This is a genomic window from Plantibacter sp. VKM Ac-2880, from assembly GCF_015351235.1.
Lineage (GTDB): Bacteria > Actinomycetota > Actinomycetes > Actinomycetales > Microbacteriaceae > Plantibacter.
The window spans coordinates 1,765,098-1,777,706 of sequence record NZ_JADKSJ010000001.1; the positions used below are offsets into that span (position 1 = coordinate 1,765,098).

The following is a 12,609-nucleotide window of genomic DNA, read 5'->3' on the forward strand; positions in this document are numbered from 1 at the left end:
GAATCAGTTTCGCGTCCCTCCAATGAAGGAGAAAAGGAATTTCCATGACTGTTTCCGTCCGCACCGACCCACCGGTCGAGCACGCCACCGGCGTGACCAACCGGATTCGGTCGCGGATGCCGGAGATGTCCGGGGTCATGCTGCGGATCGCGGACTACCTCCTGGAGAAGCCCGACGCCCCCCTCACCCTCACGATCGGTGAACTCGCCGCCGATTCCGGTGTCTCCGCGGCCACGATCACCCGCTTCTGCCGCATCATCGGGTACACGGGCTACGCGCCGTTCCGGGTCGACCTCGCGAAGGACTTCGGACGCAGCACGGCCCGTGACTCGTGGCGCACCGACATCGGGCGGGCCTTCGGTCCCGACGACTCGGCGCCGGACGTCCTGAGCACGCTGCTCAACGCGCACACGCGGACGCTCCGAGAGACCGCCGAGGTGATCGACCTCGACGTCATGCTCGAGATCGCGGGAGCGATCGCGCGGAGCCGGAACGTCGACATCTACGGAGTCGGCGGGAGTGCGATGCTCGCCGACGAGATGCAGGCGAGGCTCTACCGGATCGGCATCAGTACGCACGCCTGGTCCGAGGTGCACGCCGGCCTCACGAGCGCGGCGATCCAGGGACCAGACACCGTCGCCCTGGGCATCAGCAACACCGGCCGCACCGAGGAGACCATCCAGATGCTCCGCCAGGCCGGCCGCTCCGGCGCGCTCACCGTGGCGATCAGCAACAACCCGGACTCCCCGCTCGTCGCCGAGTCGACCCTGGCCATCATCACCTCGGCCCACGAACGGTTCCTCCAGCCGGACGACCTCTCCGCCAAGCACGGCCAGCTGTTCGTCCTCGACCTCCTCTACCTCTTCGTCGCCCAGCAGAACTTCGAACGCACGACCAAGCGCCTGGCGGCCTCCGCACTCGCCGTCGCCCCGCACCGCCGACCGACGAGGGCGGGAGCCCTCTCCGAGACCCCGTCGCCCGTTGGCGTCTGAGAGGAACCGCATGAGCACCGCATCCACCACGAGCTGGACGGATCACCTCGACCGCTACACCGAGGAGGTCACCTCCCGCCTGGCCGACATCACCCGGGCGGCGCGGTCCGGCGAGCTCGACCCTGCGATCGATCTCCTGGTCACGGCGCTCGACCAGGGCGCGGTCATCCAGGCGTTCGGGACCGGCCACTCCGAGGCCTTCGCGATGGAGATCGCCGGTCGTGCCGGCGGGCTGATCCCCACGAACAAGATCGCCCTGCGCGACGTCGTCCTTCGCGGCGGACGGTCGGTGGACGATCTGGGCGGTGCCGCGTTGGAGCGTAGCGGTGACGTCGCGGCGGAACTGTTCGCGATCTCCCCGGTCGGGCCGGGCGACGTGTTCATCATCGCCTCGAACTCGGGTGTCAACGGGTCGATCGTGGGGCTCGCGCTGCTCGCGAAGGAGCACGGACACTCCGTCATCGCCGTCACCTCGCTCGAGCACACCTCCCGGGTCGAGCCGAAGCACCCGAGCGGCCTCCGGCTCTCCGAGGTCGCCGACGTCGTCCTCGACAACCGCGCCCCCTTCGGCGACGCGACCATCGAGGTCCAGGACGGCGTCCCCGTCGGCGCGGTCTCCTCGATCACGGCCGCGTACCTCGCGCAGCTCCTCACCATCGGCGTCGCGGCCAGGATCGCGGCGACCGGCGAGACCCCACCGCTCTACATCTCGGCCAACATCCCGGGCGGCGACGAGCACAACGGTGTGCTCGAGGACCGCTACCGAGGCCGGATCCGACGTGACGCCTGAGCCCCAGGCGTCGCAGCACCAGCACCACACACCCGACCGCACCACCCCGACAGCACCACACCCGGGCAAGACACGAATCACTGGAAGGTAGACCGATGGACAAGCAGCCAGCAACGCTCCAACGCCGCGATTTCCTCCGAGGGGCACTCGCTACCGCGATCCTCCTCCCGCTCGGCGGGACGCTCGCGTCCTGTGTCGGCGGTGGAGGCGGCGCGACCACCACCGGCGGACCGGTCTCGGCCGACAACCCGTTCGGCATGGCAGCCAACTCGACGGTCGACGCCGTCATCTTCAAGGGTGGCTACGGCATCGAGTACACCGAGTTCGCCGGCAAGCTCGTCGAGAAGCAGCAGAAGGGATCGACCGTCAAGGTCACCGCAGCGACGAACATCGCCCAGACCCTCCAGCCGCGGTTCGTGGCCGGCAACCCGCCGGACGTCATCGACAACAGCGGTGCGGGCCTCATCGGCATCAACACCATCCGCGAGCAGCTCGCCGACCTGACGGACGTCATCGAGGCGAAGAACTACGAGGGCAAGGTCATCAAGGACACCCTCTACCCGGGCGTCGTCGAGCCGGGCACCTTCGACGGCAAGTTCGTCCAGCTGAACTACGTGCTGACCGTCTACGCGGTCTGGTACTCCGCGGCGCTCTTCGAGGCCAACGGCTGGACCCCGCCGAAGACGTGGGCTGAGGCCCTCGACCTCGGTGCGAAGGCCAAGGAGCAGGGCAAGTACCTGTTCGGTTGGGGCACCGAGGCGGCCACCTACTACCTGACGATGGCCATCGCCTCGGCGATCAAGGAGGGTGGCGACGAGGTTCGTCTGGCGCTCGAGAACCTCGAGGCGGACTGCTGGTCGAAGCCGGCCGTCCAGGACGTGCTCAAGGGACTCAAAGCGATCATCGACGCCGGGTACGTCAAGCCCGGTGGCGCCGGAACGCAGTTCACCGCTGCGCAGGCGCAATGGAGCAACTCCGAGGACTTCATCCTCTACCCCTCGGGTGGCTGGATCGAGAACGAGATGAAGACCCAGACGAAGGACGGTTTCAAGATGACCGGCGCGCCCGAGCCGACGGTCTCCGCCGACTCCGCTCTGCCGTACTCGGCGCTGCACAGCACCGCCGGTGAAGGGTTCATCGTCCCGTCGCAGGGCAAGAACGTCGGCGGCGGCAAGGAGTTCCTGCGGGCCATGCTGTCGAACGACGCCGCAGTCAACTTCGCGAAGACGACCTTCTCGTCCACCATCGTGAAGGACACGATCCCGGAGGACGGCTTCGGTTCGACGGCGCTCGTGTCGCAGGTCAAGATGCTGGGCGACGCCGGGACCGACGTGTTCTCGTGGAACTTCATCGACCTGTACGGCCTCAACACGGATCTCCTCGTGCTGTGGAACACGTTCCTGCAGGGTGGCTCCGATGTCGCCACGCTCACCAAGGGCATGCAGGACATCTCCGACAAGGTCCGCAACGACGACTCCGTGGACAAGGTCACCGTCAAATGACGGCGGTCGGCACGCCGATCGGGAAGGTGGGAGGGGCCACCCCTCCCGCCGCCCGGCGGCTGCGCCGCCGGGACTTCACGTTCGACCGGGTCTCGTTCTTCCTGGTCTTCCTGATCGTGCCGGTGGTGGGGTACGTCGTCTTCGTGGTCTCACCGTTCGCGCAAGCGGCGTACTACTCGTTGACGAACTGGTCCGGGTTCTCCCCGGGCATGGACTTCGTCGGGTTGTCGAACTACACGAAGCTCTTCCAGGACCAGACCTTCCTCCAGTCCATGGGCAACAGCGTCGCGCTCGCGATCGTCCTGCCGCTCGTGACCCTCGGGATCGCGTTCCTCTTCGCCTCCCTCATCACGATCGGCGGACCGAGCAACGGACCGATCCGCGGCTTGCGCAACTCCAGCGTGTACCGCGTGATCACCTTCTTCCCGTACGTCGTGCCGGCCATCGTCATCGGCCTTATCTGGAAGCAGATCTACGACCCGTCGTCCGGGCTGCTGAACGGCTTCCTGACCGGCATCGGTCTCGACCAGTTCGCCTCGTTCGCCTGGCTCGGTTCACCGGACACGGCGATGATCGCCACCATGTTCGTCATCGTCTGGGGACTCATCGGGTTCTACACGGTGCTCTTCATCGCGGCGATCAAGGGTGTGCCGGCCGAGGTGTACGAGGCGGCACGGATCGACGGCGCGGGTCGCTTGCGGACCGCGCTCACGATCACGATCCCGTTGATCCGGGACAACATCCAGACCGCGTACATCTACATGGGCATCCTCGCCCTCGACGCGTTCGTGTACATGGCCGCGTTGAACCCGGGCGGCGGCCCGTCGAACACCACGCTCGTGATGTCGCAGCAGCTGTTCACGACGGCGTTCACCAAGGGCCAGTTCGGCTACGCCTGCGCCATGGGGGTCGTGCTCGCGCTCGTCACCCTGATGTTCGCCGGCGTCGTCTTCCTGGTCAGCCGGCTCACCGGCGGCAACGATGAAGGGGTGGCGGAATGACCGTCCAGACCACGGCGACGACCGCGAACCCGGCGGTCGTCGGGAAGCCCGGTACGCGCACACCGGCCAGCCGCAAACCGACCACGGGCGACCGCGTCGTCGGGACGGCATCCCACACGGTGCTGATCATCTGGTCCATCGTGGTGGTGGTGCCGCTGCTCTGGACCGTCATGTCGTCGTTCAAGACCAGCTCGGAGATCTTCGCCTCGCCGTTCTCCCTGCCGTCGAACTGGAACTTCGACAACTACGTGAACGCGTGGACGACCGCCGGCATCGGGAGCTTCTTCCTCAACTCGATCGTGGTGGTGTTCGGCGCGCTCATCGTGACCATGCTGTTCGGTTCGATGTGCGCGTACGTGTTGGCCCGGTTCCGGTTCTTCGGCAGCCGAGCGATCTACTACCTCATGCTCGCGGGTCTCACCTTCCCGGTGTTCCTCGCGATCGTGCCGTTGTTCTTCGTGCTGCAGAGCCTCGGACTGTTGAACTCACTTCCGGGGCTCATCCTGACCTATGCGGCGTTCGCCTTTCCGTTCACCGTGTTCTTCCTCTTCTCCTTCTTCAAGTCGCTGCCGGTCTCCATCGCCGAGGCTGCGGCAATCGACGGGGCCGGGGAGTGGAGGACGTTCTTCCAGGTGATGCTCCCGATGGCCCGCCCGGGGCTCGCGACCGTCGCGATCCTCAACTTCGTCGGCCTGTGGAACCAGTTCCTCCTTCCGGTGGCACTCAACTCGAACCCGCAGAACTACGTCCTCACGCAGGGGATGGCGTCGTTCGCGGCGCAGGCTGGGTATTCGGTCGACTTCGGCGCGCTCTTCGCGGCCTCCGTCATCACCGTCGTCCCCGTGCTCATCGTGTATCTGATCTTCCAGCGTCAGCTGCAGGGTTCGGTTTCGCAGGGCACGGACAAGTAGCGCGTCGGCGTGCGCGACGTGCCACCGAGGGGAACCCTGGAACAATGGTCCGAATGAGCTCCCAGTCGCCAATCGCCGTCGAGATCGCCGTCCAGGACCTCGAGGGGGTCCGCATCGCCATCCGTGAGGGTGCACAGCGGGTCGAACTCTGCCAGGCCCTCGGGTCGGGCGGACTCACCCCGTCCATCGGCCTCGTCATGGCCGCGGTCCGTGCGGCGGACGAGGCCGGGCTCGGTGATTTCGTCCACGTCCTGGTCCGGCCTCGTGAGGGCGGTTTCGTCTACACGCCGGCCGAGATCGAGGTCATGTCGGGCGACATCCTCGCGCTGGAGGCGGCGGGTGCCGCAGGGATCGTCGTCGGCGCCCTCCGGGCCGATCGCACGATCGACACGGAGGCGCTGGCGCAACTGCGACAGGCCGCCGGTTCGCTGGCCGTGACCTTCCACCGTGCCGTCGACGCGACGCTCGACCCGGTCCGCGCCGCAGACGAGCTCCGCGCCGCCGGGGTGGACCGTCTGTTGACGTCGGGTGGCGCGCGCGCGAGCATCGACGGCGCAGAGAAGCTCGCGGCCATGGCGTCGAACGGTGACGGCTCGATGGAGATCATGGCCGGCGGGGGAGTGACGATCGACGCGATCCCGACGCTCGCCAGAGCCGGTGTCGACGCGGTGCACCTCTCCGCCCGACGCCGGGCCGGGCGAGTCACGGAGACGGGTCCGGGCGGCGGATCTCCGAGCTACGACATCACCGACGCGACGACGGTCGCCCGAGCCGTCGCAGCGGTCCGCCGCGCCGCCGTCGCGGTGTGACGGTCGCCGGTCGTCGGCCGGCTGGAGCGTGATCGGTCCTGGTCGTCAGAGCGCCACGGCGACGAGCGCGGCGATCAGCACGAGCTGACCGATCAGCCGCGGCACGAGCGGGACCGCGAGGCGACCGAACCGGGCGGGCTGTCGGGCGGCGGCGGCGTTGGCCGGGAAGACGGCGACGAGGAACACGACCAGGCAGTAGACGGCCGCGATCCTCGTCGGCGGGATCAGCAGGCCGAGACCGCCGGCGATCTCGCAGACGCCGGTGAAGACGACGAGCACCCGCGGGGTGACGGTGGTGCCGCGAAGGCGGTCGGGGATCATCGCGGCCATGGTCCTCGCCGGGCCGGGGAGGAAGTGGAGCGCCCCCATCCCGATGAACACGAGCGCGAGGACGATCGTCAGGACGGACTGCAGGATGGAGAACGGGTTCACCGTGCCATTGTGCTCCGTCGTGCGCCGGTCACCGCACCTGAGGATGCTTCGGCGACGATAGGCTGACGGCATGACGGAGCAGCGGGACGACGACGCGCTGAGCTGGGCCGGAGACGACGATCCGACGCTCGACCCCTCAGCGTCAGGTGAACGGCGCCGAACGGCAGCGCCCTCGGGCCAGACGCTCGAGACACCTGCTGCATCCGCACGGCTCGACAAGCCGGCCACGCCCGCCCCCGCGTCGGCGACCCCCGTGGAGGCCGAGACACGGTCCGAGCCGGACGAGGTGGCTGCAGCCGACCGGACGTCGGCCGGGCCGGTCGTCGCTGAGCGCGAGCAGATGAGCTCGGTCATGCTCGTGACCCTCGGGATCTTCGGCGGTGTGTTCCTGCTCTACAGCGTCGGTTGGCTCATCTCGGCGTTCCGACCGGACGCCGCACCCCCGAGCGACGCGGTCGGCCGCTTCATGTTCGACCTCGGGCAGGGATTGGCCGTCGCCGCCGGACCGGTCTGGATGGCCGCGACCCTCTGGCTGACACGTGGCGGCAAGCCGCTCGTCCGGATCGCCATGCTCCTCCTCGGCGTCCTGCTCATCCTGCCCTGGCCGTTCCTCCGAGGAGTGTGATCGCGATGCCCTCGACCCGTGCGGACACCGCCCCACAGCCCACCGCCCCTCGCCCCTCCTGGCTCAGCTGGTGCATCGCCGTGCTGTTCGGCCTGTTCTTCGCCTACGACGTCTTCGAAGGTGTCGGCAACCTCGTCGGCATCCTCGGAACGGCGGACGGCCTCGGCGTTCCGGTCCTCCCGCTCGGCTGGGTGGTCCTCATCGGCGGCCTCCTCCTGCCGATCGTGGCCTTCGCGATCGCGTACCGGACGGGTCGCGGGCGCTCACTGGGGGAGCAGGCGGTCAGATACCTCGTCGCGCTTTGCGTGGTCGCGGCCGTCTCACTGTCCATCCTCGCGATGTTCGGCGCCCAGCAGCTCATCGACCTCTCCGCCTGAGCCACCGGCGGCGGCGTCACACGACGAACCGCGGAGTGCGCCTCCGATAGGCTTGCGACGGCCGCCGGACACCGACGCGCTGCCCACCCCACTGCTACTGCGAAGGAACCGTTCCGTGTCGAAACCGGTCGTACTGATCGCCGAAGAACTCTCACCAGCCACCGTCGACGCCCTCGGGCCCGACTTCGAGGTGCGCTCCGTCGACGGGACGGACCGCCCTGCGCTGCTCGACGCCATCGCCGATGCGGACGCGATCCTCGTGCGATCCGCCACCAAGGTGGACGAGGAGGCGATTCAGGCAGCGACCCGTCTCAAGGTCATCGCCCGCGCCGGCGTCGGTCTCGACAACGTCGACATCAAGGCGGCGACGACTGCCGGTGTGATGGTCGTCAACGCGCCGACGTCGAACATCATCTCCGCGGCCGAACTCACCGTGGGTCACATCCTCAGCCTCGCACGCCACATTCCGGCGGCCCACGCGGCCCTCGCCCAGGGCCAGTGGAAGCGCTCCAAGTACACCGGTACCGAGCTCTACGAGAAGACGATCGGCATCATCGGTCTCGGTCGGATCGGTGCGCTGATCACCGCCCGGCTCCAGGCGTTCGGCACGAACGTCATCGCCTACGACCCCTACGTCACGTCCGCTCGTGCCCAGCAGCTCGGCGTGCAGCTGGTCACGCTGGACGAACTGCTCGCGCAGTCCGACTTCATCACGATCCACATGCCGAAGACGCCGGAGACGACGGGCATGATCGCCGGCCCGCAGTTCGCGCTCATGAAGCCGACGGCCTACGTGGTGAACGTCGCCCGCGGCGGACTGATCGACGAGGACGCGCTCTACGAGGCGCTCTCGAACGACATCATCGCCGGTGCCGGTCTCGACGTCTTCGTCACCGAGCCGCCCACGGACACGAAGCTGCTCGGCCTCGAGAACGTCATCGTCACGCCGCACCTCGGCGCTTCGACGGACGAAGCGCAGGAGAAGGCCGGCGTCTCGGTCGCCAAGTCGGTGCGGCTCGCCCTCGGTGGCGAACTCGTCCCGGACGCGGTCAACGTCGCGGGTGGCGTCATCGACCCGTACGTCCGTCCCGGCATCCCCCTCGTGGAGAAGCTCGGACAGGTGTTCGCATCGCTGTCGACCTCGTCACTGACCAGCGTCGACGTCGAGGTGCACGGCGAGCTCAGCGGCTACGACGTCAGCGTCCTCAAGCTCGCCGCCCTCAAGGGGATCTTCACGAACATCGTCAGCGAGACGGTGTCCTACGTGAACGCGCCCCTGCTGGCCGAGCAGCGCGGCGTCGTCGCCCGACTGATCACCGACGAGGTGAGCGAGGAGTACCGGAACGTCATCACGCTCCGCGGTGCCCTGAGTGACGGATCGCAGATCTCCGTCTCCGGCACCCTGACCGGGACGAAGCAGATCGAGAAGATCGTCGAGATCAACGGGTACGACGTCGAGGTCCCGTTCGCCAAGCACCACATCGTCATGGTCTACACGGACCGTCCGGGCATCGTGGCCATCTACGGCCAGCGGTTCGGCGAGGCCGGCATCAACATCGCCGGCATGCAGATCGCCCGTCACGAGGCCGGTGGCCCGGCGCTCAGCGTGCTGACGGTCGACTCACCCGTCGCAGACGACGTGCTCGAGGTCATCCGCGAGACGATCGACGCGACGCTCCTGCGCGAGATCGACATCACCGAGCAGTAGCCACCCACGGACGAACGCCCCACCCCGGTCGGCACCGGGGTGGGGCGTCGTCGTCTGCGGACGGTCAGCGGGAGGATGCGGGCAGGAGTCGCGCGATCACGGCCAGTAGCCGTTCGATCGATTCGTCGCTGCCCTCGTCGGGGTCGCTGACCCCCATACCGAGTTGTGCCGTGTTGGCGTAGAGGCCGTCCGACATCAGCACGATCGCGCGGGCGGTGTCGGGATCGCCGACGGCGTCCTCCACGGTGCGCAGCCAGCTCCGCCGGATGTCGGCCATCGCCTCGCTCGCCTGCGCGTGCTGTCCCTGCGCCAGCCGCGCGACGGCGATGATCGTCCGGTCGAACGGGGTGCCACAGTCGACGGAGGTCCGCACGAAGTACGCGACGACACCCTCGGGGGCCTCGAGCATCCGAGCGGTATCGGCCTCGCTGAGCTCCTGGAGGCGGGCGATGAGCCCGTCGACGAGGGCGTCCTTGCTGCCGAAGTGGTAGAGGAGCCCGCCTTTGGAGACGCCGGCCGCAGCGGCGACGGCGTCGAGGGTGGCTGCGCGCTCGCCCTGCTCGATGAGCAGGTCGGCGAAGGCGTCGAGCACGCGTTCTCGGGCTGCGGTCTGCTTCGCCATGGCTCCATCGTATTCGGCTGATCGGGTCGACGGATTGATACTATACCGGCTGGACGGTATAGTCGAGCGGGCGGCGCCCGACCGGCGCCGTTCTCCATGCTCCGAAAGAGGTCATCGTGTCCACCGCAACCGAACCCACCGCCGTCCTCGCCCCGCGCGCCGGCCGACGAGCCTGGTTCGCACTCGCCGTCCTCATGCTCCCCGTGCTCCTGGTGTCGGTGGACAACACGGTCCTGAACTTCGCGTTGCCCGCGATCTCGAGCGCACTCACGCCGTCGGGAACCCAGCTGCTCTGGATCGTCGACGTCTACCCGCTCGTCCTCGCCGGCCTGCTCGTGTCGATGGGCAGCCTCGGAGACCGGATCGGTCGCCGTCGGCTCCTCCTCATCGGTTCGATCGGCTTCGGCGTCGTCTCCGTCGCTGCCGCCTTCGCGCCCAGCGCGGAGCTCCTGATCGCGGCTCGGGCGGCCCTCGGGTTCTTCGGCGCGATGCTGATGCCATCCACGCTCTCGCTCCTGCGGAACATCTTCCTCGACCGCGACCAGCGACGGTTCGCGATCGCCGTGTGGGCGAGCGGGTTCGCCGCCGGCAGCGCGCTCGGCCCGATCGTCGGTGGTGTCATCCTCGAGCACTTCGCCTGGGGAGCGGTGTTCCTGCTGGCGGTGCCGGTGCTGTTGCCCCTCGTGGTGCTCGCGCCGTTCCTCATCCCCGAGTCCAAGGACCCCGATCCGGGTCGTATCGACGTCCCGAGCATCGTGCTCATCCTCTTGACGATGACCCCGCTCGTCTTCGGCGTCAAGCACCTCGCCGAGGCCGGATTCGACGTCGTCACCGTCGTCTCGATGGTCGTCGGCGTCGTGAGCGGCATCCTGTTCATCCGTCGGCAGCTCCGGCTCGAGCACCCGCTGTTGGATCTGAGCCTCTTCCGGCGTGCCTCCTTCAGTGGCGCGGTGGTCATCAACCTGCTGAGCGTGACCGCGCTCGTCGGTGGTCTGTTCTTCGTGTCGCAGCACCTGCAGCTGGTCCTCGGTCTGGCCCCGCTCGACGCCGGCCTGGTCCTGCTGCCCGGTCTCATCGTGATGATCGTCGCCGGCCTCGTGATCGTTCCCATCTCGAAGCGGGTCCGGCCGGGGATCGTCGTCCCCGTCGCCCTCGTCGTCTCGGCCGTCGGGTACGCGTCCATCGCGATCACCGGTGGCGACGTCTCGGCGTTCGGGATCGGACTCGCGTTCGTCGCGCTGGGGCTCGGCATCGGATCCGCCGAGACGGTGTCCAACGAACTCGTCATCGCGAGCGCGCCGCCCGAGAAGGCCGGTGCGGCCTCCGGTGTCTCCGAGACCGCCTACGAACTCGGTGCGGTCCTCGGCACGGCGACGCTCGGGACGGTGCTCACCGCGTCCTACCGCTCCTCGGTGGTGTTGCCGGACGGGCTCACCGCCGTTCAGCAACAGGCCGCGGGGGAGACCCTCGGTGGAGCGGCGACCGTCGCCGAGCAGCTCCCGGGCGACCTCGCGGGTGCGCTCATGGAGTCCGCTCGGCACGCCTTCGACAGTGGCGTCGGCGTCGCGGCCTGGATCGGGGTCGGCCTCATCGTCGCCGCCATGCTCGTCGCGGCGATCGGTCTCCGCCGCGTCCGATAGGTCGCTCGCCGGTCGTGCCACCCGGGCTCGGGTGGCACGACCGCGTCGTGGTGCCAGGCGTTAAGCTGGGCGCACACCGTCGTCGCACCCTCAGGAGTCCCATGTCCCGCACCGTCAAGCTCGCAGTCATCCCCGGCGACGGGATCGGTCCCGAGGTCGTGGGTGAGGCGCTCAAGGTGCTGGACGTCGCGGTCGAGGGCGGCGACGCACGATTCGAGCAGACCCCGTTCTCCCTCGGTGCCGCCCGGTTCCTCGAGACGGGCGACGTGCTGACCGAAGCAGACCTCGCTGCGATCGCCTCGCACGACGCCATCCTGCTCGGCGCCGTCGGTGGCGTTCCAGGCGACCCCCGGCTCGCGAACGCGAACATCGAACGGGGACTGCTCCTGAAGCTCCGCTTCAGCCTCGACCACTACGTCAACCTGCGGCCGACCGTCGTGTACCCGGGGGTGCCCAGCCCGCTGCGCGAGCCGGGAGCGGTCGACTTCGTCGTCGTCCGCGAGGGGACCGAAGGCCCCTACGTCGGCAACGGCGGGACGATCCGCCCCGGGACGCCGCACGAGGTCGCGAACGAGGTCTCGGTGAACACGGCCTACGGCGTGGAGCGTGTGGTGCGCTACGCGTTCGCCGCCGCGGCCGCTCGCCGGAGCAAGCTGACCCTCGTGCACAAGACCAACGTCCTGGTCTTCGCCGGTTCGCTCTGGAAGCGCATCGTCGATGCTGTGTCCGTCGAGTTCCCCGACGTCGCGGTCGACTACCTCCACGTCGACGCCGCCACGATCTTCCTCGTCACCGATCCTGCTAGGTTTGACGTCATCGTCACGGACAACCTCTTCGGCGACATCCTCACCGATCTGGCCGGCGCGATCAGCGGCGGCATCGGTCTCGCGGCCTCGGGAAACATCAACCCGGACGGCACGTACCCGAGCATGTTCGAGCCCGTCCACGGATCGGCGCCCGACATCGCCGGGAAGCAGCTGGCCGACCCGACCGCCGCCATCCTCTCCGTCTCCCTGATGCTGTCGCATCTCGGCTTCGAGACGGAGGCGGCACGAGTGGCCACTGCCGTCACCGCCGACATCGCCGCCCGGACGGGCGCAGCGCGCTCGACGACCGAGGTCGGCGACGCCATCGCCGCCCTCGCGGCGAAGCGGTAGACGACGCCCACCTGACACGCAGATCCAGACGGAAGACACCATC

The 12,609-nt window shown here is 68.4% G+C and carries 13 protein-coding genes; 11 read left to right on the plus strand and 2 right to left on the minus strand.

All coding sequences use genetic code 11. From position 1 onward, the window contains the following. Window positions 1–44 precede the first annotated feature (44 nt). The 6 genes from ITJ57_RS08520 (at window position 45) to ITJ57_RS08545 (ending at window position 6,005) form a co-directional block, all read left to right on the plus strand. Complete coding sequence (locus tag ITJ57_RS08520) at window positions 45–992, plus strand: MurR/RpiR family transcriptional regulator (RefSeq protein WP_194669652.1); 948 nt, start codon at window positions 45–47, stop codon at window positions 990–992. 10 nt (window positions 993–1,002) lie between these two features. After that, window positions 1,003–1,782 carry a sugar isomerase domain-containing protein gene (locus ITJ57_RS08525; RefSeq protein ID WP_194669653.1) on the plus strand — a complete coding sequence of 260 codons (780 nt, stop codon included), beginning with the start codon at window positions 1,003–1,005 and terminating at the stop codon, window positions 1,780–1,782. A gap of 95 nt (window positions 1,783–1,877) precedes the next feature. Further along, complete coding sequence (gene ngcE, locus ITJ57_RS08530; RefSeq protein ID WP_194669654.1) at window positions 1,878–3,284, plus strand: N-acetylglucosamine/diacetylchitobiose ABC transporter substrate-binding protein; 1,407 nt, start codon at window positions 1,878–1,880, stop codon at window positions 3,282–3,284. Further along, window positions 3,281–4,285 (plus strand): carbohydrate ABC transporter permease, encoded by a 1,005-nt coding sequence (locus ITJ57_RS08535; RefSeq protein WP_194669655.1) that lies wholly within the window; start codon window positions 3,281–3,283, stop codon window positions 4,283–4,285. Before ngcE ends, ITJ57_RS08535 begins: the two co-directional genes overlap by 4 nt. Then, window positions 4,282–5,196 (plus strand): carbohydrate ABC transporter permease, encoded by a 915-nt coding sequence (locus tag ITJ57_RS08540; RefSeq protein ID WP_056007049.1) that lies wholly within the window; start codon window positions 4,282–4,284, stop codon window positions 5,194–5,196. The genes ITJ57_RS08535 and ITJ57_RS08540 overlap by 4 nt, the downstream gene beginning before the upstream one ends. Window positions 5,197–5,249: 53 nt before the next feature. After that, window positions 5,250–6,005, plus strand: coding sequence for a copper homeostasis protein CutC (locus ITJ57_RS08545; protein WP_194669656.1), 756 nt, complete (start codon window positions 5,250–5,252; stop codon window positions 6,003–6,005). Between the two features lie 45 nt (window positions 6,006–6,050). Here the strand turns inward: ITJ57_RS08545 and ITJ57_RS08550 are convergent, their stop codons facing one another. Next, window positions 6,051–6,437, minus strand: coding sequence for a hypothetical protein (locus tag ITJ57_RS08550; protein ID WP_370582276.1), 387 nt, complete (start codon window positions 6,435–6,437; stop codon window positions 6,051–6,053). A 70-nt stretch (window positions 6,438–6,507) separates the two neighbouring features. On the opposite strand from ITJ57_RS08550, the gene ITJ57_RS08555 reads away from it, so the two are divergent. The 3 genes from ITJ57_RS08555 to serA all read left to right on the plus strand — a co-directional run bounded on the left by ITJ57_RS08555 (window position 6,508) and on the right by serA (window position 9,147). Beyond that, on the plus strand, window positions 6,508–7,062 hold the full coding sequence (locus ITJ57_RS08555) for a hypothetical protein (RefSeq protein WP_194669658.1): 555 nt from the start codon (window positions 6,508–6,510) through the stop codon (window positions 7,060–7,062). 5 nt (window positions 7,063–7,067) lie between these two features. Beyond that, entirely contained in the window at window positions 7,068–7,439 is a 372-nt protein-coding gene (locus ITJ57_RS08560) for a hypothetical protein (protein WP_194669659.1), read from the plus strand. Window positions 7,440–7,554: 115 nt separating this feature from the next. Then, window positions 7,555–9,147, plus strand: a complete 1,593-nt coding sequence (gene serA, locus ITJ57_RS08565; RefSeq protein ID WP_194669660.1) for a phosphoglycerate dehydrogenase — start codon at window positions 7,555–7,557, stop codon at window positions 9,145–9,147. Window positions 9,148–9,211: 64 nt separating this feature from the next. Here serA and ITJ57_RS19620 read toward each other — a convergent pair whose 3' ends face one another. Beyond that, a complete protein-coding gene (locus ITJ57_RS19620) occupies window positions 9,212–9,769 on the minus strand; it encodes a TetR/AcrR family transcriptional regulator (RefSeq protein ID WP_194669661.1) in 558 nt (185 codons plus the stop codon). A 116-nt stretch (window positions 9,770–9,885) separates the two neighbouring features. Between ITJ57_RS19620 and ITJ57_RS08575 the strand changes: the two genes are divergently transcribed. Continuing rightward, a complete protein-coding gene (locus ITJ57_RS08575) occupies window positions 9,886–11,409 on the plus strand; it encodes an MFS transporter (RefSeq protein WP_370582277.1) in 1,524 nt (507 codons plus the stop codon). Between the two features lie 101 nt (window positions 11,410–11,510). Next, window positions 11,511–12,566, plus strand: a complete 1,056-nt coding sequence (locus tag ITJ57_RS08580; RefSeq protein ID WP_194669662.1) for a 3-isopropylmalate dehydrogenase — start codon at window positions 11,511–11,513, stop codon at window positions 12,564–12,566. The last annotated feature ends 43 nt before the right edge of the window (window positions 12,567–12,609 follow it).